At 66.6% G+C, this 24,077-nt stretch carries 25 protein-coding genes; 9 read left to right on the top strand and 16 right to left on the bottom strand.

What is annotated here, in order from left to right:
• Positions 1-66: 66 nt before the first annotated feature.
• The 16 genes from AC1Q49_RS09060 to AC1Q49_RS08985 form a co-directional block, all read right to left on the bottom strand.
• Positions 67-633 carry a prepilin peptidase gene (locus tag AC1Q49_RS09060; RefSeq protein WP_269268585.1) on the bottom strand — a complete coding sequence of 189 codons (567 nt, stop codon included), beginning with the start codon at positions 631-633 and terminating at the stop codon, positions 67-69.
• Entirely contained in the window at positions 630-3,710 is a 3,081-nt protein-coding gene (locus AC1Q49_RS09055; RefSeq protein WP_269268583.1) for a LysM peptidoglycan-binding domain-containing protein, read from the bottom strand. Before AC1Q49_RS09055 ends, AC1Q49_RS09060 begins: the two co-directional genes overlap by 4 nt.
• Before the next feature lie 28 nt (positions 3,711-3,738).
• Positions 3,739-4,779 (bottom strand): hypothetical protein, encoded by a 1,041-nt coding sequence (locus AC1Q49_RS09050; RefSeq protein WP_492491726.1) that lies wholly within the window; start codon positions 4,777-4,779, stop codon positions 3,739-3,741.
• A complete protein-coding gene (locus AC1Q49_RS09045; protein WP_269268580.1) occupies positions 4,773-5,435 on the bottom strand; it encodes a hypothetical protein in 663 nt (220 codons plus the stop codon). The genes AC1Q49_RS09050 and AC1Q49_RS09045 overlap by 7 nt, the downstream gene beginning before the upstream one ends.
• A gap of 9 nt (positions 5,436-5,444) precedes the next feature.
• Positions 5,445-5,813: a DUF3060 domain-containing protein gene (locus AC1Q49_RS09040; RefSeq protein WP_269268579.1), complete on the bottom strand. Its 369-nt coding sequence runs from the start codon at positions 5,811-5,813 to the stop codon at positions 5,445-5,447.
• Between the two features lie 4 nt (positions 5,814-5,817).
• Entirely contained in the window at positions 5,818-6,273 is a 456-nt protein-coding gene (locus tag AC1Q49_RS09035) for a hypothetical protein (protein ID WP_492491724.1), read from the bottom strand.
• Positions 6,255-6,602, bottom strand: coding sequence for a hypothetical protein (locus AC1Q49_RS09030; protein ID WP_269268577.1), 348 nt, complete (start codon positions 6,600-6,602; stop codon positions 6,255-6,257). The genes AC1Q49_RS09035 and AC1Q49_RS09030 overlap by 19 nt, the downstream gene beginning before the upstream one ends.
• Positions 6,603-6,660: 58 nt before the next feature.
• Complete coding sequence (locus AC1Q49_RS09025; RefSeq protein WP_242085723.1) at positions 6,661-6,882, bottom strand: hypothetical protein; 222 nt, start codon at positions 6,880-6,882, stop codon at positions 6,661-6,663.
• Positions 6,883-6,909: 27 nt separating this feature from the next.
• Positions 6,910-7,794, bottom strand: a complete 885-nt coding sequence (locus AC1Q49_RS09020) for a hypothetical protein (protein WP_492491721.1) — start codon at positions 7,792-7,794, stop codon at positions 6,910-6,912.
• Positions 7,791-8,666: a type II secretion system F family protein gene (locus AC1Q49_RS09015; RefSeq protein WP_454115818.1), complete on the bottom strand. Its 876-nt coding sequence runs from the start codon at positions 8,664-8,666 to the stop codon at positions 7,791-7,793. Before AC1Q49_RS09015 ends, AC1Q49_RS09020 begins: the two co-directional genes overlap by 4 nt.
• Entirely contained in the window at positions 8,666-10,291 is a 1,626-nt protein-coding gene (locus AC1Q49_RS09010) for an ATPase, T2SS/T4P/T4SS family (RefSeq protein ID WP_298744130.1), read from the bottom strand. The genes AC1Q49_RS09015 and AC1Q49_RS09010 overlap by 1 nt, the downstream gene beginning before the upstream one ends.
• A gap of 1 nt (position 10,292) precedes the next feature.
• A complete protein-coding gene (locus tag AC1Q49_RS09005) occupies positions 10,293-11,135 on the bottom strand; it encodes a hypothetical protein (protein ID WP_492491718.1) in 843 nt (280 codons plus the stop codon).
• A gap of 3 nt (positions 11,136-11,138) precedes the next feature.
• The gene (locus AC1Q49_RS09000; RefSeq protein ID WP_269268571.1) at positions 11,139-11,840 is read right to left on the bottom strand and encodes an SAF domain-containing protein; all 702 of its coding nucleotides are present in this window, start codon (positions 11,838-11,840) and stop codon (positions 11,139-11,141) included.
• 235 nt (positions 11,841-12,075) lie between these two features.
• The gene (locus AC1Q49_RS08995) at positions 12,076-12,393 is read right to left on the bottom strand and encodes a winged helix-turn-helix domain-containing protein (protein ID WP_269268570.1); all 318 of its coding nucleotides are present in this window, start codon (positions 12,391-12,393) and stop codon (positions 12,076-12,078) included.
• A gap of 47 nt (positions 12,394-12,440) precedes the next feature.
• Complete coding sequence (locus AC1Q49_RS08990; RefSeq protein ID WP_269268569.1) at positions 12,441-12,566, bottom strand: hypothetical protein; 126 nt, start codon at positions 12,564-12,566, stop codon at positions 12,441-12,443.
• Between the two features lie 70 nt (positions 12,567-12,636).
• Positions 12,637-13,329 carry a hypothetical protein gene (locus AC1Q49_RS08985; protein ID WP_492491715.1) on the bottom strand — a complete coding sequence of 231 codons (693 nt, stop codon included), beginning with the start codon at positions 13,327-13,329 and terminating at the stop codon, positions 12,637-12,639.
• A 296-nt stretch (positions 13,330-13,625) separates the two neighbouring features.
• Between AC1Q49_RS08985 and AC1Q49_RS08980 the strand changes: the two genes are divergently transcribed.
• The 9 genes from AC1Q49_RS08980 (at position 13,626) to AC1Q49_RS08940 (ending at position 24,058) form a co-directional block, all read left to right on the top strand.
• Complete coding sequence (locus AC1Q49_RS08980; RefSeq protein ID WP_269268567.1) at positions 13,626-13,871, top strand: hypothetical protein; 246 nt, start codon at positions 13,626-13,628, stop codon at positions 13,869-13,871.
• Entirely contained in the window at positions 13,868-14,869 is a 1,002-nt protein-coding gene (locus AC1Q49_RS08975; RefSeq protein ID WP_269268566.1) for a conjugal transfer protein, read from the top strand. The genes AC1Q49_RS08980 and AC1Q49_RS08975 overlap by 4 nt, the downstream gene beginning before the upstream one ends.
• 27 nt (positions 14,870-14,896) lie before the next feature.
• A complete protein-coding gene (locus tag AC1Q49_RS08970) occupies positions 14,897-15,208 on the top strand; it encodes a hypothetical protein (RefSeq protein ID WP_269268565.1) in 312 nt (103 codons plus the stop codon).
• Positions 15,205-15,795 carry a single stranded DNA-binding domain-containing protein gene (locus tag AC1Q49_RS08965; protein ID WP_298744139.1) on the top strand — a complete coding sequence of 197 codons (591 nt, stop codon included), beginning with the start codon at positions 15,205-15,207 and terminating at the stop codon, positions 15,793-15,795. Before AC1Q49_RS08970 ends, AC1Q49_RS08965 begins: the two co-directional genes overlap by 4 nt.
• Positions 15,796-15,804: 9 nt before the next feature.
• Positions 15,805-18,315, top strand: coding sequence for an ATP-binding protein (locus tag AC1Q49_RS08960; RefSeq protein ID WP_269268563.1), 2,511 nt, complete (start codon positions 15,805-15,807; stop codon positions 18,313-18,315).
• A 101-nt stretch (positions 18,316-18,416) separates the two neighbouring features.
• Complete coding sequence (locus AC1Q49_RS08955) at positions 18,417-20,294, top strand: hypothetical protein (RefSeq protein WP_492491711.1); 1,878 nt, start codon at positions 18,417-18,419, stop codon at positions 20,292-20,294.
• On the top strand, positions 20,291-21,571 hold the full coding sequence (locus tag AC1Q49_RS08950; protein ID WP_492491709.1) for a M23 family metallopeptidase: 1,281 nt from the start codon (positions 20,291-20,293) through the stop codon (positions 21,569-21,571). Before AC1Q49_RS08955 ends, AC1Q49_RS08950 begins: the two co-directional genes overlap by 4 nt.
• Before the next feature lie 82 nt (positions 21,572-21,653).
• Complete coding sequence (locus AC1Q49_RS08945) at positions 21,654-21,941, top strand: hypothetical protein (protein ID WP_234058043.1); 288 nt, start codon at positions 21,654-21,656, stop codon at positions 21,939-21,941.
• Positions 21,941-24,058 (top strand): FtsK/SpoIIIE domain-containing protein, encoded by a 2,118-nt coding sequence (locus AC1Q49_RS08940; RefSeq protein WP_269268560.1) that lies wholly within the window; start codon positions 21,941-21,943, stop codon positions 24,056-24,058. Before AC1Q49_RS08945 ends, AC1Q49_RS08940 begins: the two co-directional genes overlap by 1 nt.
• The last annotated feature ends 19 nt before the right edge of the window (positions 24,059-24,077 follow it).

The raw sequence follows: 24,077 nt of genomic DNA, 5'->3' as shown, positions 1-24,077 counted from the left end.
CCGTGTGGGTCATCGCAATCCCTTCCACCTACAAGGGGTGGAAGGGACAGTGGCCGGTCGACAAAGTCAGGTCAGAATCCCCGCCGCGGTGACGACCAGCGCCGCGGCAGCGATCGCAGGGCCATGCGCGTGTGCGGTGCGCCCTCGTCCGGCGGCGATGCGCGCGAGCCGTTCGCCAGCGCTGAGCAGCACGGCAAGCGGGACCAGGTAGATGGCGAACCACCCCGCGAAGACACTGGCGAACAGCGCGACCGCGCCTGCGAACTTCGCGTCTCCGAACCCGAACCACCCCGCCATGCCCATCAACGCATAGGCGAGGAACACCGTTGCGGCTGCGGCGATAGAAACGATGAGGATCCACGGGTCCGCGGCCACGATGCTGACCGCGGCCGCCTGCAGGGCGCCTGCAAGGGCGTACGGGCCTGTGTACCGGTTAGGCAACCGCCTCGTACGGATGTCGACGAGCGCGATCACAACGCCGGCAGCGGTGAAGCTGGCCAGGGCGATCCATGGGTATCCCGTGACGCCGACGAGGGCGAGAACAGCGAGAAGTGTGCCGCCGATGGCGGCTCCGACATACTCGCGGAACGGGCTGCGCGAGTGCGCAACCGTCGCCTCTTCGGTCACGGTCATCGGGATTCGACGAGCTTGGCGGGCGCGGAGTCGATCAGCTGCTGGGTGGCCTCATCGAGCTCATAGTCGGGATCTCCTCCCCCGGGACGGGCGTAGAGCTCGTCGATGACGCGGGAGAACTCGGCGGCGCTGCCGGCGCGCATGGCGGCCTCCAGCTCGAGGCGCCAGCCGGCCTCATTGAGTGGGTCGGCCGACTGGGCGATGCGTGCGGCGAAGCGAGCCTGGTCGAACTCTCCTCGCCGGAGCGCACGGTGCGCGAGTTCGTCGGCAGCATCCAGGATTGCAGCGATCATCGCCTCCTCGGCCGGTGCGCGCCAGACCCACCATCCCCGCCGATTCGTAGGCGGAGTTAAGGGCTGGCCGCGGACCAGCCGGATCGCTGCGATCAGGTCCTCGTTGGGCGTGGTCTTTAGGTCGGCGCCGATCAGGGAGCGGAAGTCGTCCCAATCGCTTCGAATGGCGGGGTGGATGAGGAAGCCGACTTCCTTGCGCCCCTCGGGGAGGAGCTTGTGCCCGTCGGGGTCTGCGCCCATGACGTTTCGAAGGTGCTTCGCGAGCTGGCGAGCGTTGTTGGCATCCGGATCGACCTTGTCCGGCCAGAATGCCTTGTGCAGCTGCGCCCCGGGCACCTGCCCGCCGTGCAGTAGCAGGTAGGCCATCATCTCCGCACCGCGGCCGGGGAGCTTCTCCGGAACATTCAGGACGTCAACGGGCCCGAGCATGCGTACGTAAGGCGCAGGCCAGTCGGGTGCGCTGACCACGAGGGGCGGCGCGACCTCTGTCTCGGCGGCTACGGTCGTCGGCTCGATGTCCGCGTCGGAGATCTCGACCGAGGCAGCGGGCTCGGCGGGCTGAGGTGTGCTCGCCTCCTCGTCTTCGACGAGCTCTGGGAGGGCTTCCTCAGCTGCCGGCATCTCGACGTCGGGCGCCTCCGTGGCTTCGGCCTCTGCTTCGTCTGCCGGAATCTCGGGTGCGGTCTCGGCGGTGGCGTCGCTGTCGTCGTCGAGGAGAGCTCGCTCGTCGATGACGTTCTCCGCTGCCAGATCGGCGACGTGCGATTCCTGAGCTGTGGTGTCGAAGAGGTTCTGGATCAGCTCGAGCTCCTCGCCAGCGAGCAGCTGGGGATGGAATGGGAGCGGTGGGAGTTGTCCCCCAGAGCGGTATTCGGCGGTGGTGCGGTCGGTGATGACGACCGTGGAACCCGCCTCGATCGATTCGCCGCTCGCGACCGTGGCGATGCCCAGCCGTGGCATATGCGCGACGAGCTCGGCGAGCTCACTCCGTTGTGCCTCAGGCGGCTCATTGCCGAGGATGACGATGTGCGGCGCCCACGACTCCAGGTCTGTGGCCTTGACCCGCGCCTGGTGGACGTCGTCGACGTCGTACGAGTTCAGCGCAGAGCGACGATCCTCCATGTCGGCCCGAAGGTTGCGGATCAGAGCCGGAACGTCGTCGACGTGCTGCACGCGGAACCGTCCGAGATCGCGGGCGAGCCCGTGAGGCATCCCGACGAGGGTCACCTGGATCTGATCAGACCAGGGGTTCACGGCGAGCTCGACGGCGATCGCGGTGAGAACACCTCGAGCGGTCTCTTCGTCACCGACGACGTTCAGCGAACCGATCTGCTCGAGATCGAGGAGGAGAACGCCGCCGGCGTCATCCGTACCGATCGTGGTGAGTGCGGGGTATGGCGACACGGTCGGCCGCATCGGCGGCTGCGCCCGCCCAGGGCGCACGACCCAAGCCGTGCGGTCGGGGTGCGCCGCCTCGAAAGGCTCCGGCAAATCTGCGGGCTCGGTCAGGTAGATGGCGATCTCATCGTCGGCCAGGCGAACGGCGAGGAGTTCGGGGAGCGCTGCGCCAGTGTCCTCGGCCCAGGCCTGCAGTCCTCGTAGCGCATTGTCGATGTCTTCGACGCCGATGGGGTTCTCGACCAGACGCAGCTCGAGTTCAAGGTCTGCCGCAGCTTGGCTGGGCATCGCGATTCGTTCACCCGCGAGACGCTTACGTCGCTGCCGTAGTCGCCTCGCCCCAAGCGCGGCGAGTAGGCCCGCGACGAGCAGCCCCACTGCTCCCCCGACCGTCGCGAGAGGAACCGAGTAATCTGCATCGGCGCCGTCATCCTGCCGGGCATCGCCGGTGGTCGACTCGTCCTGCGCGGCGGGCAGATCGGCCGAGTGCGTCTCCTGCTGGACGCCCTGATCTTCTGTCGTACCGCCAACAGCGCCACTCGATCCTCCTGCACCTCCGGATCCGGCGCCGCCGGAACCATCGACGCCGGCGCCCCCGGCCCCGGTGGATCCAGTGACAGAGTCGTCCGGAGTTGCCGGAGCCGGCGGGTCGGGTGTCGGTGCCGGTGGGGCCTCCTCCACCTGGACGTTCGGGACGGCCAGCGTCCACCCGGTGATGATCAGGTTCGGGTCGCTCAGTGCGCGCCCGTCCGCCTGAGTGACCCCGCGATTCGCTTCGAAGATCTCCGGGAAACGCTGCCCATCTCCGTAGTACTTCTCCGCCAGATCCCAGAGGGTGTCTCCGCGAACGACGTTGTGGTCGATGGTGACGTTCGTGATGACCGGCGCGGCGTCCTGCGTCGACGCGACGGCGGGCGCGGCCGGCGCCGATACCTGCACGGCCTGCTCGAGGAGGGCAGGTTCAGCCTGCGACCAGGTCGTGGCCGACGCGTGGATCGGCTCCGCGGCGACCGCGGGCGTAGCCGCACCACCCAACGCCCCGAACCCGGTAAGCATCACCGCGACCGCTGCGACGAGGGATGCGGCCAGGCGCTGTTGCCCTCGGAACGCACCGACTCTCTTCCGGGTCTGACGCCCCGAAACTCCGGCGCCGATCTCCAAGAGCAGCGGGCCCGCGAATGCCAACCACGCGAGCCAGCACAGCAGCGGCAGCACTTTCGTCGTCAGGATCACGTATCCGTAGTCGGGCGTGAGGGAGAAGATCGCCTGCCACTGCGCCGAGGTGGGCAGCGGGTTCCCCGCGATCAGGATGAGGAGGACGGGCACGCCGACGAGGATCGCGCCGATCACGATCAGGGCGCCAAGACCTCGCAACAGTTTCGTCACGTCGTCGCCTTTCGGTCAGCCAGGCTGTTCAGTCACCGTAGTTGGCGGTGTTGACAGACTGGAGCTCGCCCACGCGCACCTGGGCTGTCGAGGTGGTCATGGGCATCGCGATGTTCCCGCTCTCCCCTCCGCCGGTCCATTCGACGACCCAGGAGGTCGACGCGGACACGGTGAAGGTGCCAGAGCCGGAGGTCCGCTGGTAACGGAATCCGCAGGTCGGTGAATCGACAGCCAGCTGATCGGCCATGGCTGCAGCGTTGAAGGGCGTACCTACGCCGCAGTTGATGGTCTGGCCGTCACCCGACGACCACGTCAGCGAGCGAACACCAGCCGTCGCGGTCACGGTCACTCCCCCGTACGTCGCGGTACGAGACAGCGGCCCCCAGGTGCTCTCCGAAGTGCCATCAACCCACAGCCACGCAGGGATCCCGACCCACGTGCGCCGATACGCGGCGGTGCCGATCGGATCATCGGAGTGGACCTTGCTCTCAGGTGCCATGCCGATCGTGATCGGCTCCAGCGTGAAAGTTCGCACCAGCATTCCCGCCGCTTGGGCAGGCGTGTATCTGCTGATCCCGGGAGGCGGAGCGTCCTGCCACGCAGAAACGAGGAACGCGTTGGAGGTCTCGCCTGGAGGGACATAGGGAGCGCAGTAGTAGTACGCGCCCACGTTCGGGCTCTTACCGTTCGGCGCGGGCCGCTGCGGGTCGTCGAGGGTCCAATAACACTGTTGCGAGTTGGACCACCAGTTGGAGCCGGTCGAGCAAGGGACCTCCTGTGCCTCGTAGAGGGTCCCTCCGTTTCCGAACCGGTCGCCACCGAAAGTCCCACCGTTCCACACACATGTCGACGGTCCAGGCGTGAAGCCAACTGGACCGGTCGTTCCATCACCAGAGCCCGGGTTGCCCGGTTGCTCGATCTCGATATCACACTGCTGGTGGCCCTCTTCGTCGATCCAGCAAGAGTTCGCCGAGGCCGACAGCGGATGAATCAACAGAGCCGCGCAGACCAGAAGGGCGAGCGCGACGGCCGATGCGAAGTATCTGAGCTGTTGCCGCCCGATTAGCATGTCGGCGCACCGTCCTTGCCCGTCAGAGACACCGACTCCTGGACCAGCCAGATGTGCTCGTTCTGCTCGTAGACCATGGTCCACTGGCGCGGGAAAGAACCCTTCTGGATCGCAGGAGGGGTCTGGCCTGCTGGGACCTCGATGTCCCAGCCCGAGTTATCTCCGCAGCCGTAGATGATTGCAGCTCCAAACTCGAACTTTTCCCCCGTCGCTGCGTTGGTCGTCTGCGAGGCATAGGACATGGCGTCGTTAGTCGTCCAGGTGGTGGGGCTTCCGGTCTTGTGCCAGCCGTTCTCGAGGTTGTGGGCCACCGTGTCACTGATGACCTTCTGCTCCGCACCACCCTGAACGAGGAATCCTCTTAGGTACTCCACGCCCAAGTCGGGATTCTCGTCCACAGCGAACGAGGCAACTAGGTAGTTCTCAATTGCCTTCGTCGCCGAGGTGATGGCTTCTTGCTGAGTCGTCGGTGCTGGGACCGGATCCTGAACAGGAGCCGCACCTGCAGTTGCGGTCGGGCTCGGGGACTCCGAGGTGGTCGGTGAGGCTGTGGCGCTACCTGTGGGGTCGGTCGGCGTGGTCGGGGTGCAGGCAGCCATCGCGATGGCGGCCGCGACCAGGAGGGTGATCGTGGCGGTCGTCTTGGTGGTCTTCATGCGTGGTTCCTAGTCGTCGATGAGTGCGGCGGATCCGGTGGCCTGGACCGGGAGGGGTCCGATCATCCAGAGGATACGTGGGGTGTATGCCATGTCGACGGTGACGAAGACCTCGTTGCCGTTGACGGTGACGGTGCCGGTGGCGCCGGCTGCGGTGATGTAGTTCTCTGCGGCCGAAACGGCTGCGGGGATGGAAAGGTCGAAGGCGTCGCCATTGACGGAGGTGCCGGTCGCTGCGTTGGTTCCTGCTCGGGCTGCTGATTGGGCGACGGTGAGTGCTTGTTGGAAGGTCTGAGTCTTGCCTTGCCCGTCGACGACGATTCCGGCGATGAAGATGAGCGCGACGAAGAAGCCGAGCCACATGGGGACGAACTTCATTGGATCACCTCTCTCGGTAGGGGTCGACGGGGCTGCTGGCAGTCTTGGTGATCGTGACCGAGCCGGGTACTCCTGGGAAGGAGATGTCGGAGGTCGCGATCGTGCAGGTCACGGTGGCGGTGACGGTGCCTGTTTGGCCGATGCCGGTGGTGAGGCCGTTGCCGCCAATCTCGACGTCGAGGTTGATGCAGGTGACGTTGCCGCCAAGGGCTGAGGTGGCAGCGGCTTGCGCGTGAGGTACGGCTTCTTCCACGGTCCGGGAGATGGATGCGTCTCGGGCGGCGGCGTAGGCGGCGGCTTGAACGGTGTTGGCTGCGGCGCCGCCGCGGCCAACCCAGACGATCAGTCCGATGAGTGTCACTGCAGCTAGGGCGAGGATGGTCCAGCCAGGGAGGTCGTCGAGATCTCCGGACTCATCGTGGATCATGCGGCGGATCGTCTTCATGGTGCCGGCACCCATCGTTCGATCGGCCCGGTGAGGGTGCGCTCGATGGCCGGGAGGGTGAGCCCTGGTATGAGGGAGACGGGCTGGCCGGTGACGGTGACGGTCACTGTGTCTACGGTGCGGTTGATGGTGACGTTCGTCCCGGTGAGGAAGCCGGTTCCGTCGAGCAGTTGGTTAGCGCTGGCGATGCCGGCGGCGGAGTCGGATTCGTAGGCGCGAGCGACGGTGTAGGCCGCTTGTGTGGCGACGTTGGCCGCGTCGTTGCCGAGATACCAGGTGCCCAGCTGGAGGCCCAGCAGCACCAGCAGGACGCTGAAGAAGGCGAGGACGGGCGTGGAGGCCATCCCGTCTTCTTTGGCCAGCGTCCTGCTGGTGCGTCGGAGCCAGTTGCGCATCGTGCGATCAGAACCCGTTGAGGCGGTCCTGGATGTAGCCCTGACCCCAGGTGAACAGCATGGTCGCGATCGCGATCGCCGCTGCGCCGCCGACGGTGATCCAGATCGCTTTCCAGGCTGCGTCGTCGAGTCCCGATTCGGGCTCGTCGGTGAGGCGGTCGATGCCGTCACGGACCCGGGCCTGGGTGACGATGACCGCCTTTGTGACCTTGTCGCTGATGGTGCTCATTGGTGTTCCTTTCGGTGTGGGTGGTGCTCAGAGGGTGGTCAGTTGGAGGACGGAGGGAACGATCATGAGGGCCATGATCGGGATGAGGGTGCAGAAGACGGGGATGTCCATCTTGCTGGTGACCCTCTCGGCAGCATCTTTGTCGCTGGCTGCGACTTGCGCACGGAGCATGTCGCAGGCGGGGAGCAGCTGCTCTCGGAGGCCGACGCGTGCTTCGGAGAGACGCATCGTTCTGGCCATGTCGATCAGGGCGGGTACTCCGACGCTGACTCCGAGCCGCTCGAGGGCATCCCATTTGCTGGTGCGAGTGAGCTCGGCGGCTTGGTACTCGCGGCGGATGCGGCGGAAGACCCAGGAGTCGGAGACGGATGCTGCGGACATCAGCGCAGCGTCGGCGGTGGTGTTGCCGAGGAGAGCGACGGCGACCAGCTGCAAGTAGACGGTCACGAACCGGGTGAACTCGCGGCGGGCTTCTTTTGCTTTGGTGCGCACGCTCGAGTCGGGGATGATCCAGAACACGAACGCGAGGATGGGGCAGAACAGCAGCGGCAGCGGAAAGCTGAGGCCGGCGATTTGAAGGAGGGCTGCGAAGCCGAGCGGGATGCAGAACCCGATCGCCCCCATCTTCAGCTTGTCGGCGTAGAACTGCGCGACGGGGATCTCGAGGAGGTCGAGCTCTGCGGTCGGCGCGGTGAAGAAGGGGATGCCGGGGGCGCGCCGTGAAACCCAGGCGCCGGCCTTGTCCCAGCCGGCGAGAGCTTTGGCGGGTGTCGCGTTGGGGATGGACACTTCCCCGAGTCGGGTGAGCGCGTCCCCGGCGCGGATGGTGCGGGGGGCGTAGTTCAGGAGAAGCAGTGCCAGGCCGGCTCCGGCGATCAGGCCGGGGATGGTGGCGAGGAGTAGCGGGTTCATCGTTCGACCTCCGCGGCGGTGGAGCTGAGAACGATCCGCGGCTCGGGGCGGACTCTGGTCTGCGACTTCGCCCAGACGAGGATGAGGACGAAGATGCCGATGATCACCAGGAGCGCGATCTGCCCGACCGGGGTGCGGTAGAAGGCGATGGTGGGGGTCTGGGAGAACACGACCAGGCCGGCGAGGACGATACCGACGATGCCGGTCATGATCTGCATGGTCCGTCGCGGCTTCTCACGCTCGTTGAAGATCTCCATGCGCTGCTTGGCTTGGACGGCGAGCGTGTCGGCGACGCCGGAGAGCGCGCGGGCGAGGCCGCCGCTGTTGAACTGGGCGGCTTGGATCAGGTAGATCGTGACCTCGTCGACGTAGGCGCTGTCGAGCTCGTCAGCGAAGGCTTTGAAGGCTTCGGCTGCCGACCATGAGGTGGACATGCGGGCGTGCAGACGGTCGACGGCGGAGCGGAGCAGCGGCGGGGTTGCGCCTCGGGTGATGCCGATGACCTCGCGGAGGGTGTACTTGCCGGTTTCGGCGGTGGAGGCCAGCGAACGGGCCCAGGCTTCCAGCGCCAGGATGAGCTGCTGTTCGCGGGTGTCCTGCTTGCCGAGGAGCAGCGGGAGACCGACGATCGCGGCGGGGATGACGACCAGGAGTAGCGGGATCCCGGTGAACAGGGCAGCCACGAGGCCGACGGCGGCGCCGATGAGCAGCCGCGTCCGGGTTGGACGGCTGACGCGACGCCACCGCTGGGCGAGGGTGGCCTGCGTCTTGGCGCGCTTGGGTGCTTTCTCCGGTGCGGGGCGGAAGTAGGCGACGACCATCACGATGCCGGCGAGCAGGATGGCTCCGGCGATTGCTGCGGGAAGGATCATCAGAACTCCCAGGGGATTCCGTTGACGCGGCTGGCGCGGGCGAGCATGGGCAGCAGCTTGAGGTTGCTGGGCTTCTCGGGTTCGACGTAGGTGTCGTGGTCCCAGTCCCACTGGAAAAGCTTCGACGCCATGGGTTCGCCTCGGTCGTTGGGTACGACCTCGGCGACTTCGGACACGATGCGGGTGCGGGTGCCGTCGGGGTTCTCGATGAAGTCGAGGTAGATGATGATGTCGATGCTGCGCAGGATCTGGCGGAGCGGGACGGTGTCGGTCGCGAGTCCGTACTCGCTCATGAGCATGTCGGCGAAGCGGTGGATGGCGTCGTCGGCGCTGCGGGCGTGGATGGTGGACACGGATCCGCGTCCGGCCTGCATGGCCTTCATCGCCCACCCGGATTCGGGACCGCGCATCTCGCCGAACAGGATGCGCTGGGCGGAGGAGCGCAGGGATTCGTAGAACGCGTCGGCGAGGCTGTAGGAGGCGGTCACGTCGCTGCCGGCGAACATTGCGGGGCTGTACTGGAGGTCCTGCACCTGCGAGTGGCGGGGCCCCTTGTTCAGGTAGAGCTCGCGTTCGGTTTCGATGGTGACGATCTTCTCTTCCCAGGGGACGGTCGCCATCCATGCGCGGAGGAAGGTGGTCTTTCCGGTTCCGGGGTATCCGGCGATGAGCGCGGAGCAGTTGGCTCGGGCGGCGAGTGTGAGGAAGGTTCTCATCTTCGCGGTGAGCGTGTTCTTGCCGACCAGGTCGTCGAGATCCACGTCGACGAGGTTGTGCTTGCGGATGGTGAGGTTGGGGACACTGGTGTTGGGGACGCCGGTGGCGGAGAGCCGGGCTCCTCCGATGTCTAGGTCGAGGTGCCCGCCGGGACGGGAGAAGTTGCGTCCACGCCAGGATGCGATGTCGGACACCATCTGCTCGAGGTCGGCGCCGTGTTCTGCCAGGGCGGGGCGCTGTTCGCGGCGGCCCGTGGTCTTGGTAACCATGACGTTGTCGTGGCCGACGACGCTGACGTCCTCCACGTCGGGTTCGCGCAGGTACTGCTGCAGCCGCCCGTATCGGAAGACGTTGTCGAAGACGGCCTGGACGTGTTGGGCGCGTTTGCGGGGGCTCCACTCGTTGTCGCTCCCGAGGTTGACCACCCGCCATTCCGCGTGGCGATCGACCATCCGGGTCATCTCTCCCAGCGACTGCTCTTCGAACGGGGTGTCCGGACCGGCGGGGGCGGTCGCGACGTCGAACTCGGCGCGGGTGCGGCCGGCTCCGTCTTCGTTCAGCGTGAGTTGCTTGGTGAGGGTGTCGACAACGGTCCAGTCGACGTCCTCGAGGAAGGGCTCCACGACGGTGGCCGGCGCGACGCTCGCCGCGCGCCGGGTCGTCGGCGCAGGCGGTGTGGGCATCTGGTAGTTGTCGGGAAGCACTTCGGCGGTGGGTTCAGGTGGCAGAGGGCGTTCATCTTCGGTGACGCGGTGCAAGTGGGTGCGGCCGGTGGCCGCGGCGAACAGGTGCGGGTTCTCTGCCGCAGCGTTGCCGCGCGGGTTGGTCTGCGGTGAGGGTGCGGTCAGCATGTCGCCCAGGAAGGGGCGGGTGCTGATCTGCACCTCGGGGACGGATTCGTCGCTCATGTCAGCTGGCGCTCCGATCGAGGTCGCTGTATCCGATGATGGTGCCCAGCCCTGCGATGACGCTGCGGATCTTCTGCCTGTACGCGTTGCGGTTGGGCTTGGGGTCCGGGCGCCCCACCGAGAAGGTCGCGGCCCCTTGAGTGTCGAACGGGAGTGTCGCGAGGACGGGAAGAGTGTTGGAGGCGAAGTCGGATGCCGGGATCTGCTCGGCTGGCGCTTCGTTGAGGAGGAGGAGGAACTTCTCTGCGTTCCCGACGCTCACGCCGACGCGTTGGGTCAGGTCTGTTCCTTCGAGGCGGCGGTATAGACGGTTCAGGTCGACCATCGTGGAGTTCGCGCAGATCAGGACGCGGTCTGAGGTATCGATCAGGGGAAGGCGAACGTCGTCTCGTCCGAGGCGGCCGAGGTCGATGATGACGTCGATGCCGGCTTCGGAGAGGGAGCGGAGCAGTTCGGGGAGCCGGACCCAGAGTCCGCTGACCCCGTCGGCGATCCCGAGGTGGAAGAACCCGGGGACGATCCAGAGCTTGTGGCCGGCGGGGATGGTGGGGATGGGGGCAGCCTTGATCGGGGGCAGTTCGTGCACGGCGATCGCGAGGAACCGTTCGGGGTCGAGGAGGTCCTCAGGGGTGAGGACGCCGCGGCTGTAGGCGAGTTGCAGCTTGTCGATGCCGCCGAGCTCAGGGAGCAGGTTGGATCGGAAGAATCCGGGCATGGCGCTGGTGACGGCGTTCGTGTCGGCTTCGATGACAACGACGGGGCGTGGCCAGTGGACACCGAGGGCGAGGGCGGCGGTGCTGACCCCTGGGGATCCGCTGACGCTTGTGAGCGTGATGACGGCCACGGGTCAGTCTCCGGGTGCGAGGTAGATGGCGACGGCACCGGCGGCTGCCTGGCTGGCGACGTTGGCGGCGGACCGGGCCTCGACATAGACGTCGACGATGACGGTGCCGGTGGTGCTGGTGGAGGCCCGCACCTGTGACACGGTGCCTTGGACGGTGGTGGAGGGGTCGACAGTGGTGATTCCGCCGGTGGCTGCTTGTGTGGCCACCGGAACGATGACCACCTCGTCTCCGGCGACGAGAGTCTGCGCGGGCAGTTGGCTGCTCTTGAGCTCGAGGCCGACGAGCGCCTGGCCGGAGGGGACGGGGAGGCTGGTGGTGAGGTCGCTGTCGGTGATCATGCCGCCGGCGGCGATGTCGTTGGCGGCGATCTTGCCGAGAACCTCGTCCGCGCGAGCGACGGGGATGGCGGCGGTGGTCTGCCCGGCGGCGAGGGCGATCGTCGTCAGGTCGTCGCGCTCGATGGTGTCTCCCCGCTCGATGGTGTGCGCGGAGACGAAGACCTGCTGTGTGTTGCTGGCGGTCGTATAGAGGAATGCGCCGCCGATCGCGCCGATCAGGATGAGCACGATCGCTGCGGCGAGCCAGATACCCGACCGGCGGGTGCGCACGGGGGTGATCGCGGCCTGGCTGCTGGCGTCTTGTCCGCGGGCGCGGGTCTTGTCCGATTTGGGCTCGGCCGGGGCGGTGCTGGTTGCTGTGCTCACCGTCGTCCTTTCGCAGGTGTCTACCTACAAGGGGTGGGAGCTTTCCAGCTGAGTCGACAGATTCATCGGCCCGATTGCTCGAGCCTCCCGCCCCTGAGTCTGTGGGGGACACAATAACAGCTTGCGATGATCATCGAAGGCTTAGAGGTGGGTGATGTGATTAACAATCTGGTTGATCAGATCAGCCTGTCCCCCATTCGGGGGACAGGCTGATCATGTCGGGGAAGAGGTGCGGTCACTCTCCGGTGAGCGTCAGCGACACGCCTCTGAGCAGCTGCTGCAGGACGTCGTGGTCGACCCTCCAGAGGATCCGGTTGTACCCGGACGCGGTCCCCGCGCGGGAGGGATCGGTCTCGGCGATCAGGACGCCGGCTTCCACAAGAGGCTGGATGTGATGAGTCAAAGTGCTGCGGGCGATGCCGAGCTGCTCCATGAGCTGCCCGGCGGTGACGTGGCCATGTTGGTACGTGATCCGGATGATGCCGGCGCGGGATGGTGATAGTCCAATCGTCTTGACCAGGTCGTCGACGAGCTCGGGGGCATGCTCGGGCATGCACGCCATTGTGCCAGGCCTGATCGCCGCCCCCCAGGAGGTGGGTGTCACCAGTACATGGATGAGTCGGCGAACTCTGCGGGGGTCGGGTCTGGCAGGTCGGGGTATCGGATCTCGCAGCTGAGGTCTTCGATCAGCGCCTCGTACTCGTCAGCGAACTGCTCAGGTGTCACGCAGAGTGGGTGCTGGGCGGCGAAGTCGTGCGCTCGATCCCATGCGTGGCGACGGTACTCCGAACTCATCTCACAGTCCGTCCCGGACGGCGCCTGCGATGCGGGCGCGGATACGGTCGGCGCGCTTGCGGAGGCAAGCGATGCTGAGGCCGAGGTCTTCGGCGATCGCGGCGTGCTTCTCATCGCTGAGGGCCGTGCGTGACAGCAGGGCGACTTCCTCGGTGGTGACGAGGTTGTTGTCCAGCGCCCAGGTGAACAGCTCGGCGAGGCGCTCTTCGGGGGTCGGCTCCGGCGTCACCCAGGCTCCTGCCTCTGCCTCGAGTACGTCGGTTGCGACGGGTGTGGTGCGGTCGGCGATGATTCGATCGTTGGCGCTCTTCTCGGGGGCGAGGATGCCGAGCATGTTCATGGTGAGGTTCGCCATGACGCGGCCGCGCAGGTGGAGCTTGTAGCGCTGGATGGATTCCCACGCGGCGCCGATCGCGTACCCGACGCGATCGTGACGGTCGAAGTCGTCGAGGGAGCGCACCCGGTGTGCCATGCGCTGCGCGGCGGGGATCAACGCCTGGAGGAGGACCCGCTCGGCTGTGCGGTCACCACCGTGCGCGAGGGTGACGAGTTCGTAGAGGACTGCGTCCTGAGCGGTGTTCTTGCTGGCGCGGATCCTCTTGAGGATGGCTGCCGAGGTGGCAGTTCCGAGGGAACCGAACTGGTGCTCCTTCTCAGCGATCAGCGTGGTCCATTCAGTGTTCAAGCGGGTCATCAGCGGCGCCGGCCGCGTGCTGGTGAGCGACATGGGGACTCCCGGGTTGAGGGTTGTGTTCCCACCCGACGGTCCTCACGCGATGTGTACCCGAGCGTGTATCGGAGTTGGTGCCGACGGGATCTTCCGCAACTCGGTGAGCACGTATTTCCCCGGAATTGCGCGGCGCGAGGGCGTGTATCGGGGAGCCGTGAAAGAAATCTGGCGAGTTTGTCCACTTCGCCTCTCTGCGCCCACCCCTTGTAGGTGAGGGGGCTGAACCGCCTCTCGCAGACCACAGGAACGAGGAGAGCGAGATGAGCTCACGTGAGGGCCAGGACGACGCGGTCATCGGCGCCGATCTGTTGGCGCAGCTCCAGGACAACGCGACCGTGCTGGGCGTGTTCGACGAGGGGCAGGACATCGCCCTGGACCTGCATGAGGAGCTGTTCTCCCCCACCACCCGTCAGCGGGCACTGGCGTTTTTGAACTCCGACCGCTACCAGGACGCGGCATCCAAGTTCCTCCGCCTCAATGGCGGCGTCGCCGAGGAGGCATCATGAAGTTCCGCAAGACTGCGGCGGCGTCCGCCGGCCCGGACGCCGCCGCGCCGGTCGCGCAGCCGGCTGCACAGGGAAGCAGCTGGTCGCACGGGCGCTCGCTGTCACAGAAGGCCGTGACGGGGCTGCTCTACTTGGGGCTCGCGTGTGGGGTGCTGGCGCTGGGGATGCAGCTGCTGCTGCCTCCTTCCAAGCCTGCGGCGGCCGTGGTCGCCGCTCAGACCGGGCTGACGGTGCAGCAACAGGAGGCGGGCGCGTACGCGACGTCATTCGTCGGTGCGTGGCTGGGGGCTACCCGACAGCAGCCGGGTGCCCTGTTGGACTACATCGACGACTCGGCGACATCGTTGCTCAGCGAGCAGGCGTGGGCGTACCGAGATCTCAGTGTCGTGTCGATTGACCCGATCGAGGACGCGGGGACCGTCTCCGTCGTGGTCGCCGCGAACGTCGAAGAGTACGACATGACCTCCGACCAGGGCACGACGTTCTGGCCGCGCAGGTACTTCTCGGTCGCGGTTCGAGTCAGCGATGCCGGCATGACGGTCCTTGCTCTGCCCACTCCGGTGGCGGCGCCTGCTCATGACGCATCGACCGTGCAGCTGTCGTACACGAAGACGGTGTCGCCGAACACCTCTGCACGCACGACAGTGGAGTCGTTCCTGGGCGCGTATCTCGCCGGTTCCGGTGACATCACCCGGGTGATCTCGCCGGGCTCCACCATCACCGCGATCGACCCGGCGCCGTATCAGGAGCTCAAGGTCACCGACGTGCGCAGCGATCGCACTCCATCGGACAGTCCCGCCAACGGTGACGTGGTGCACGTCTTCGCCACCGCGGACGTGTCCAGCGCGACCGGTCAGCGGCTGACCACGACCTACGCCCTCACCCTCACCGCGAGGGATGGGCGCTGGGAGACGACCTCGGTCGATCTCGCACCACAGGAGCGCTCGAAGGGAGCGACCTCCAAACCCGCCACACCCACCCCGACCCCCTCGCACTGAGCGGGCACCCCGAAAGGAACAGCACTAATGGAATCTCTCTCCGACTGGCTCATCGGCCTCTTCGGCACGTGGACGACGGTCGCGCAGGCCGCGGTCATCTTCCTCGCCATCATCGTCGTGATCGGTGTCGCCATCATGACCAACCTCAAGTGGGGCAAGATCATCGTCACCGGCCTGGCGGCCGCGGTGGTCGTGATGCTCGTCAACGGCGGCATCCAGCTCTTCTCCGACCGGCTCAACACCGAGGTCAACTCGGCCCCGGCATCGCCCGCGGTGCAGCTCACCGCTGACGCTGCCGGCGTCTGGGGGATTCCGGAGCTGACCGCCCCGGCGGTGTGACCGTGCCGCAGGAGGAGATCGCCCGCTTCTACACGCGGTCCCGCCGATTCCCCAAGATGATCGGCCGGATGAACGACGGCAGCCGCATTCCCGGCGGCCCGTACACCCTCACCCAGGTCGGGGTGGGCGGGGCGGTGCTGCTGGTGATGCTGGTCACCCGCGGGCTGCTGTGGAGCACTGGCGAGATCCTTCTTGACCTCCTCGTGACCGCAGGGGTCGCTTTCGCCGCCACCTGGCTGGTGGGGCGAATACCGATGACGCGACGCAATCTGCTGTTCGCGTTCCTCGATGGAGCGGCGGCGATGTTCAAGCCGTTCGGGGGGAAGTACCAGGGGCAGACCATCCGGCTCGCGCAACCGCACGCCGCAGGTGGCGCCACCCAGGTGCTCTCCCCCCGGCCGGCGCGGCGACCTGTTCCCTCCCCGCTCGCCGCAGAACCGGCGAGGAAGGCGACCCCGGCGCCCGCCCCGCAGCCCCGCCGTCAACGCCGCGACATGGCGCCCACTGCCGCAGCGGCGGCCGCGTCGCACCGCCCCGAGACCGGGGTGGAGCGGCTGCTCGCTCAGATCCACTCGACCAGCAACTAGGAGACTGTGATGCAGATCCCCGCCGCCGCATTCGCCGGCAACCTCACCTGGACTCGCACCGGGACGATCTGGGCGACTTGGCGACTCCAAGGGCTCCCGCATGGCCTCGGCACCGATGAGATGCTGCAGCTGGTTCTCTCGCAGCATCAGGCCCTGTTCCAGTCGCTGCGTGGCGAGGCTCTCCTTCTGGGGTACTGCGCCGCCACGGATCCCGTGGACATCGTTGACAAGATGCTCGCCGGCGTCGACATCCGCGATGCTCCCGCATGGGCTGAGGAGTGCGCCCTGACACTGGACTCCCTCGAGGAGATCTCCCTCGGAGAGCGCGTCTACTGGCTGTCGATCCCTCTCGCGGCAGGCAACTGGCGCACCCGCTCCCGCGCGGCATGGCGCGCCGGGTTCGACCAGTTCCGCGAGCAGTTGGCGTTGCCCCGCAGCGTCCCCACCAAAGCTGAGGTCACTGCGGCGATGGCCGCTGCGACACAGCTCGAGCACCGCATCCCTGCCGGCTTCCACGCCCGCCCGGCCACCGTCGCCGAGCAGGTTTGGATCGCGCTGCGCTCGCAGCACCGCGGCCTGGTCGCCGACGGCGCCGCACCCGATGAAGCAGCAGGGATCGACGAGGTCCCGGCCACCCAGCTGCCAACTGCGATGCCGCGGCCATGGCTGGACGAGGGAGGCCAATCCGACCTCTCCCCCAGCGAGCTCAAGAGGTTCCTCCCGTTCAACCGGCGCTACCTCAAGGTGCAGAGCCCCTACTCGGAGGAGCCCAGCTACCAGGTGATGCAGGCTGTCGTCGCCGGCCCCAAGGGTGGCTGGTTGATGCCCGGCGTGGAGTGGATCAGCCGAGTCGAACAGTACGAGGTCGACGTCGATTGGGCGATTCGTCTGACGGTGACCCCGGCTGAGGCGGTCAAGCGCCGCAACAAGCGCGCCGAAGAGCAGCTCATCGACCAGGTGCAGCAGCAGTCAGGCACCAATGCGATCACCGGCAGCGGCTCGGATCTCGTCGAGATCGGGGAGACGCTGGCCGCCTACCACGCCTCTTTGAACGCCTCCGACAAGGAGGTCGAGGTCGAGGCCACGGTCATCTTCGCCGTCGGCGGGGAGACGGCAGACATCGCCCAGGCACGGGCGCGTTACGTTGCGGCGGACTACAAGGCCAGCGACTTCCTCCTGGAGGCGCCGCTCGGCGGTCAGGAGGAGCTGTGGTGGGCAATGCAGCCGGGGACCCCCACCTCGAGGATCGTGCGGGATCTTGCACAGATCACCACCGGCAGAGAGTTCGCCTCCGGTCTTCCCATCGTGAGCTGCTTCCTCGGTGACGACCGTGGCATCCGCCTCGGGGACAACATCACCACCGGCCGCCACACGCCGATCCTGATCGATCTGCACGGCAACATCCGCGCCGACTCGTCGGGATCCTTCGGCGTCGTTTCGGAGCTCGGCGGCGGAAAGAGCGTCCTGCTGAAGACGATCGCCGGCGACGTTCTGGACCGCGGCGGCCGCATTGTCGCCATCGACCGCACGAACGCGCGCGAGTATGCGACTTTCGCCCAGTCCCTGACGGGCGCGCAGGCGCGAGTCGTCGACATCCTCGAACCAGAGTGGTCCTTGGACCCGATTCGTGTCCTCGGCCCGGATAAGGGCGCGCGCATGGTGCAGTCCCTGTTCGCGCTGATGCTGAACGTCGATCCCGTCGAACCTCGCGGAGTCGAGCTGTCCCGGCTGTTGGAGGCCGAGTACATGGCCAAGAACGGGATCACCAGCCTTGGCTCGCTGATGACTCACCTCGCCGAGCTCACCGACAACACGATCGCCACCGAGCTGCTCCACCTGATCCGCGTCGTAGCGACCAAAGACTTCGGCAAGGTCCTGTTCGACGAGACCATCCCTGCGCTGGATCTGAGTGCAGACGCCATCGTCTTCACCACCCGCGGGCTGCCCTTGCCGGATCGCGCGGAGGTGGAGAAGGAGCACCTGTTCAAGCAGCTGCCGCTGGAGAAGAAGTTCGGGCGCGCGATGTACGCGGTGCTCACCCAGCTGACCCGTGAGGCGTGCTTCATGGACATCTACCGTCTCGCCCTGGCGGTGTTCGACGAGGCCCATCACATCACCGCGAGCCGTGACGGTGAGGCCGAGCTGCAGACGTTCTTCCGCGACGGCCGCAAGCACGGCGCGGCCGCCGCCGTGGGCTCTCATGATCCTGCCGACTTCGGCGACGAGGTGACCCGCGGCCTGATCAAGATCAGGTTCGTGATGCGCCAAACCGACGAGAAGCTCGCACGACGCGCCCTGGAATGGCTCGGCCTCCCGGTAACTGTCGACACCGTCCGCGAGGTGACCCAGAACCTCAGCCCGATGGGGGCGGACCGTCAGGTCGCACCGGAACGTCGCGGCGAAGGAATCATGCGTGACATCCGCGGCCGCTACGGCAAGTTCCGCAAGACCCTTCCGGCCAGACCAGAGCGGCGCCAGGCGGTCATGTCCACGCCCTCGACCCCAGTGGAGTCCCGGTGATCTCCTTCTACGCCTCCTCGTTCCACACGCTCTCGTCGTGGGCTCTCCGAGCGCGCGTGTGGGCGCATCTACACCCGTGGAAAGCCCGGATCCTCCTCACGGTGCTGCTGCTGGTCTACTTCAACGTCGTCGCAGCTCAGGCAGCGCACGCCTCCTGGCTTCTCCCGGAGGGCACGGAGTTCACCGACAGCCACGGCGTGCCCATCGAACGGTTCGCGACGATCAACGTCAACGCCGGCGATATCTGGTCGCCGGGGAAGGTGATAGCCAACTTCATCGTGCAGCTGGTCTGGATGATCCAGTACTACATCACCACGGCGATCATCTGGCTGTTCAGCTTCATGCTGTCCTTCGAGTGGGTCTCCTGGCTGGCGACGCCATTCAACGCGCTCGCCACTTGGATGCAGGGCGAGCTGTCCGGCATTGGTTGGATCCCGTTCGCGCTGACCATCGCGGCACTCGTGGGAGGCGCAGCGATCCTGTTCGGTAAGACATCCGCGGGCATCTGGGAGATCGTCATCGCGCTGGTGATGTCCGTGCTCGCGGTGGGCATCCTCGCCAACCCGGTCGCAACGCTGACGGCCACCGGAGGGATGCTCGACAAGGCGCAGGAGTGGGGTGGATCGCTGGCCGGCGCGATCGTCGTCGACGACACGCAGACCTCCACCGACGTCGACACGATGTCGGCAGCTGTGACCTCACAGCTCGTGGACGTGTTCATCCGCATCCCTCACCAGGTGATCTCCTACGGCATGGTGCTCCCCGACAACTGCCAGGAGCCCTACACGCAGGCCATGAGCGCATCCGATCCGATCACCGGAATCTTCTCCGGCGCGTACGCCAACTTCGATAGCTGCCTGCCCGACTTCGCGAAGTCCGTATCGGACAACCCTGGCGGGCTGAACATCATGTTCGCGTTCGTCAATGCCGGCGGCGTGGCCACGCTGCTGCTGTTCGCTCTGGCAATCACCGCCCTGCTGATGGTGTCGGTGTTCTTCTTCCTGGTCGCCGCGGTGAAGTCGATGTTCCTCGTCTACCTCGCGATCCTCCCGGTCAACCGCGAGCCGCTGTGGCGATCAATCAGCGACTCGATCATGGGGCTCATCAGCCTGATCGTGATGACCTGCTTGCTCTCGCTCTACCTCAAGCTGACTACCTGGATCATGACGGCAAGTGGCGGGATCCCGCACAACTTCCGCATGTTCCTGCTGTCGATCCTGCTGATCATCATGGTGGTGCTGATCTGGCGGGCACGACGCGCGACGCTCAAGGCCGGCCGGATGGCCGCCGGACCGCTGAGCCGCCTTGGTCTGGGAATGAAGAGCGGACCCAAGGACGCCAACGCCCTCTTGAAGATGGGCGCGGTCACCAGCATGGCCAAGAACGCATACGACTTGTTCCACAAGGACGGGAAGAAGCTGCCCGCGGAAAAGCCGGCTGCCGCCCTCCCCGAACCCGACCCGATGGTGCTGCGACAGGTCCCCGACCCGCAGCGCACAGCACCGTCACGCCCCGCACTCACCAGTGGCAGCGGCGCCTCGACCGGGTCGGGATCAGTCCCTACCGGTAGCCCGGGCGGACGTCCTCACGGGGGCTCTGCCGCCAAGAAGGCGATCTCGGCGGGACGAGTCACCGTCAACGTCGCCAAGGGTGCCGCCAGCGGCGGTGTCGCCGGCGCCGCCACGGCAGCAGGGGTAGAGGTGGCCAAGGGTGTTGCCGGGAAGGCAGCACGAGCTGGAGCCGACCGCGCTACGAAGGGTGGCGCAGATCTCGGCGAGCTGAAGGTGGTGAAGGTCCAGGAGTCGCCGAGTCGGATCGAGGTCGATAACAACGGCGTCGCAACCGCCCGTCGACGCCCCGCAGCTCCGGTGCACGACGTATCGTTGTTGCCTCCGCGGCCTGCTGCGGTGTCCCCGCGTGCGGAAGCACGGCGTCGTGAGCTCGAGGCATTCCGGCCGAAGGAGCTCGCATCACGATGAAGAAGCTCGCTCTCATCGCCGCCACGCTCGTCGTAGCCCTCGTTCTGGGGCTCGGCGGGTTCGTCGTCGTCGCGATGGGCGCGCTGTCCTCCTCAGCCGCGGCCGCCGGCAGCGGGGCGAGCGGGTGCGTTCCCGCGGAGATCGCCTCCACCCGGCCGACTATCTCCGCGACGAACTCCCCCGCACCCGCGCCAGCGAGGACGGGCACGGCGGCCTCGGCATCATCCTCTACGACCGCCCCGGACTCCCTGGAGATCCCTCGCGGTAGCGGCACCGTGACGCTGAGCAGCAAGCAGTTGGCGATCGCCACGGCGATCATCACCGTCGGCCGTCAACTGGGGATCTCCGACAAGGGCGTGAAGGTCGCGTTGATGACGGCTCTGCAGGAGTCGGTGCTGCGGATGTACGCCAACAGCAGCGTCCCCGAGTCGCTCACCTACGACCACGACGCTGTGGGCAGCGACCATGACAGCCTCAATCCCTTCCAGCAGCGCGCCGGATGGGGATCCGTCGAGGAACGGATGAACCTCGACTACTCGATCCGCGCGTTCTTCGGCGGCGCCGACGGCCCGAACGGTGGCTCACCGCGCGGCCTGCTCGACATCGACGGGTGGGAGCGCATGGCACCGGGGGTTGCCGCGCAAACCGTCCAGGTCAGCGCCTACCCCGACGCGTACGACAAGTGGGAAGCCGGGGCGGAGCAGCTGATCAGCGCCCTCGGCGGCGGGATCGCCTCCGGATGCGGCACGGGGACGATCAGCGGCGAAATGGCCCTCCCCCTCGACCAGCCGTACCAGATGACCAGCGGGTACGGGCCCCGCGACATCGACGTCGAGGGGGCCTCGACCTGGCATGCCGCGATCGACCTGCAGAACTGGCCGGGCAACTGTGGCGCACCCGTCTACGCCATCCTTCCCGGCACGGTCACGCTCAGCAGCGCCCTGTGGCTCTCGATCAAGCACGCCGATGGGTTCGTCGTGTCCTACCTCCACATGTACAAGTCGGATCGGCTCGTCGACGTCGGCGACCAGGTGGTAGCGGGACAGCAGATCGGAAAGGTCGGGAACGTCCCTCCCAGCGGAGGGTGTCACCTCGACCTGCGCATCAACGTCGCCGACAACACCAACCCGCAGGTCGCGCAGCTCACCCTCTCCCAGAACGAGACACGGATGGCTCCGGCGACCCGACCCGAGCATCAGAACTTCGTCGACCCCGAGCAGTTCATGCGCCTGTGGGGAATCGAAGTGTGCCCGGACGACTGGTGCAAACGGCTATGAGCGCCAACAGGTTTGTCGACTCCTCGACCCAGACCAGACCCCTTATGGAGTGAACGCGCATACGCGCAGCAGGGAGCACCACATGAACACCGACGATGACCGCACGATGCTGATCCTCACCCTCCCCATCCTGTTGTTCCTGCTGGGTCCGGGGATCCTCGCTTCCTTTCTCCCCGACGTGCGCGGTGCGCTCCTGCAGGCTCACCTGCTCGTCGACGAGAACGTGCTGATCCCGATCGCCGACGGCATCGGTCTGGATCTCGCCCGAGTCGTGATCCTGGCCGGGCTCCTGGTGGGGCTGCTCACCCTCGGCGCGTGGGCTATCAAGAGACACCACGCCGCCCGCGAAGAGAAGTCCGGGGGCCGCTGATGTCCTCCCGGACCGCGATCACCTCACTCCCCCGCACCAACCCGCCCATCCTGGCAGTCGGGTCGCTGCTGGCCGCCGGGCTCGTGCTCGTCGGTGTTGGCGTGATCCTCGAGGTGCCCACAGGCCTTCTCGTGCTCGCAGGCACAGCCGCAGTACTGATCGCCGCGGCCGTCATCACCACGCATGTGAGGTCCACTCGGCGACAGGAGGCGGTCGATCTGTGCCTGCTGCGGATCTACGGCGCTCTGGGGTGGCCTGCGCCCGCCAGAGAGCACCTAGTGGCCTCTCGATGGCGGGGAGGATGGTTCGGGCGTCCTACGCGCGTCCTGGTGCGTTACAACCCTGTCTCCGACGAGTCGTTCCCCGAGATCCTCGGGGAGACCAAACGGGTCGTGGAGCGGGCGTTCGACACCCGGTACAAGCTCGGCAAGCACAAGCCCCGCAAAGGGTGGTTCCAGCTGAGCGTGAACCCCGTGGTCGAGGACACCAGCAAGGACGCCCAGATCGAGCGTGTGAACACGGTGATCGCGAAGACGTTCGGCGGCGACGCGAAAGCGAACCCCAAGTTCGTCGACGAAAAGCTGCGCGAGATCACCGTCCGCTACGAAGTCACCCCCCGCCTGTCCTCGAGCGCCTTGCGTGCGCGCATCGAGTCGCAGATCTCCGCGGTGCTCGACGGCCGGTGGCGGGCGTTCTGGGACCTGCAACACGACACCGTCCGCTTCGAAGTGCGCCCGGACCTGTCTGGGGTCATCTTCAACCCCAACATCGCACCGGCCACGGTCGACCCGCTCGCGACGTACGACGACCTCAAAGTACCGTTTGCCGTCGACGAAGACGGAAACACCATCTACTGGCGGCCCAAGCGCGACCCGCACGGCCTGATCACCGGGAAGACCGGCGCCGGCAAGACCGTCGCAATGCTCGGCATCATCCAGTACCTCGCCGCACAGGGGTGGGAGATCTGGGGCATCGACGGCAAGCGCATCGAGCTGCTCGGCCTACGTTCCTGGCCCAACGTGCGCCTCATCGCCGGCCGCATCGACCACCAGGCTCGAGTTGCCCACGAGGTGTTCCGCACCATGCAGCAGCGCTTCGAGGACTACGAGAGCGGGCGCGTCCGCCTCGAGGACTTCACCCCCGTGCTGTTCCCCATCGACGAGTTCAAGACGTTCAAGAACGCCGTCACCCGCTGGTATCGCACCGTGAAGCCCAAGGGCCCCGGCACACAGCCTCCCGTGCTCGAGGAGATCAGCGATTTCATGTCCCTCGCCCGAAAGGTGCGCATGCACGCCCTCCTGGGCCTGCAGCGCCCTGACGCGGAGTTCCTGACCGGTGACATGCGCGACAACTTCGGGTTCCGTGCCTCGTTCGGACGCCTCTCCCCCGACGGTGCTCAGATGATGTGGAACTCGTACTCCATCGGCGTCACCGTACCCGTCAACGCCAAGGGCCGAGGCATCGCGTACGACGACCACGGCACTCCCGTCGAGATCCAGGCGTACTGGACTCCCGACCCTTACCAGACCGAAGCCGAGCACCCCGAGAACTGGGTGTTCCCTGACGACCTGAAACTGGTCGAGCAGATCACGCCGAAGCAGACCATCCACCAGCTGATGGCCGTCGTCGATCCCGAAGACCAGGCCGACCTGGACGGGACCGGGGTTGAGGGCGTCCCGGACTACAACGACTACATGGCGGCCCGGATCGTCGAAGCCGGCCGCGCGGCCGAGATCCAGCGGAAGGCTGCCGGCGTCTTCACCGGCCTCGACGACGACACAGTCGCGAAGCGCATTGCCGAGCTCGAGCGCATCCAACGAGAAGAAGCCGAACCTGAGCTCGACGACACTGAGGAACTCTTCCAGGGCTACACCCAACCCGACGAGCTCGTCGTGGAAGAAGTACTCGACGACGAAGGCACCCTCGCCCGCCAAGGCCTCCTCGCCCTCATCGACCCCGACACCAACAGCTGGGGCCTCGTCGAATCCGCCGAGTACGACGAGCTCGACGAGGGATACATCGCATTCACCTACCGCGACTACGAGACCGGCGAACCCGGGACCCTCTCCCTCCCCACCGACGGCACCATCACCGTCCGTGCACCGGAAACGACGTGACCTACGTGGCTACCGCTGG

The organism is Microbacterium sp. MPR-TSA4 (assembly GCF_058792815.1).
This window is presented reverse-complemented; position numbering and strand designations above follow the sequence as displayed.

Bases quoted from the DNA above. Each gene is read 5' to 3' on its own strand.
- AC1Q49_RS09040 (WP_269268579.1), bottom strand. From the start codon at position 5,813: ATGAAGTTCGTCCCCATGTGGCTCGGCTTCTTCGTCGCGCTCATCTTC.
- AC1Q49_RS09060 (WP_269268585.1), bottom strand. From the start codon at position 633: ATGACCGTGACCGAAGAGGCGACGGTTGCGCACTCGCGCAGCCCGTTC.
- AC1Q49_RS09015 (WP_454115818.1), bottom strand. From the start codon at position 8,666: ATGATCCTTCCCGCAGCAATCGCCGGAGCCATCCTGCTCGCCGGCATC.
- AC1Q49_RS08940 (WP_269268560.1), top strand. From the start codon at position 21,941: ATGTCCTCCCGGACCGCGATCACCTCACTCCCCCGCACCAACCCGCCC.
- AC1Q49_RS09020 (WP_492491721.1), bottom strand. From the start codon at position 7,794: ATGAACCCGCTACTCCTCGCCACCATCCCCGGCCTGATCGCCGGAGCC.
- AC1Q49_RS09035 (WP_492491724.1), bottom strand. From the start codon at position 6,273: ATGGGTGCCGGCACCATGAAGACGATCCGCCGCATGATCCACGATGAG.
- AC1Q49_RS08945 (WP_234058043.1), top strand. From the start codon at position 21,654: ATGAACACCGACGATGACCGCACGATGCTGATCCTCACCCTCCCCATC.
- AC1Q49_RS09025 (WP_242085723.1), bottom strand. From the start codon at position 6,882: ATGAGCACCATCAGCGACAAGGTCACAAAGGCGGTCATCGTCACCCAG.
- AC1Q49_RS08995 (WP_269268570.1), bottom strand. From the start codon at position 12,393: ATGCCCGAGCATGCCCCCGAGCTCGTCGACGACCTGGTCAAGACGATT.
- AC1Q49_RS08960 (WP_269268563.1), top strand. From the start codon at position 15,805: ATGCAGATCCCCGCCGCCGCATTCGCCGGCAACCTCACCTGGACTCGC.
- AC1Q49_RS09050 (WP_492491726.1), bottom strand. From the start codon at position 4,779: ATGCTAATCGGGCGGCAACAGCTCAGATACTTCGCATCGGCCGTCGCG.
- AC1Q49_RS08950 (WP_492491709.1), top strand. From the start codon at position 20,291: ATGAAGAAGCTCGCTCTCATCGCCGCCACGCTCGTCGTAGCCCTCGTT.
- AC1Q49_RS08985 (WP_492491715.1), bottom strand. From the start codon at position 13,329: ATGACCCGCTTGAACACTGAATGGACCACGCTGATCGCTGAGAAGGAG.
- AC1Q49_RS08975 (WP_269268566.1), top strand. From the start codon at position 13,868: ATGAAGTTCCGCAAGACTGCGGCGGCGTCCGCCGGCCCGGACGCCGCC.
- AC1Q49_RS09010 (WP_298744130.1), bottom strand. From the start codon at position 10,291: ATGAGCGACGAATCCGTCCCCGAGGTGCAGATCAGCACCCGCCCCTTC.
- AC1Q49_RS09030 (WP_269268577.1), bottom strand. From the start codon at position 6,602: ATGGCCTCCACGCCCGTCCTCGCCTTCTTCAGCGTCCTGCTGGTGCTG.
- AC1Q49_RS08980 (WP_269268567.1), top strand. From the start codon at position 13,626: ATGAGCTCACGTGAGGGCCAGGACGACGCGGTCATCGGCGCCGATCTG.
- AC1Q49_RS08970 (WP_269268565.1), top strand. From the start codon at position 14,897: ATGGAATCTCTCTCCGACTGGCTCATCGGCCTCTTCGGCACGTGGACG.
- AC1Q49_RS09045 (WP_269268580.1), bottom strand. From the start codon at position 5,435: ATGAAGACCACCAAGACGACCGCCACGATCACCCTCCTGGTCGCGGCC.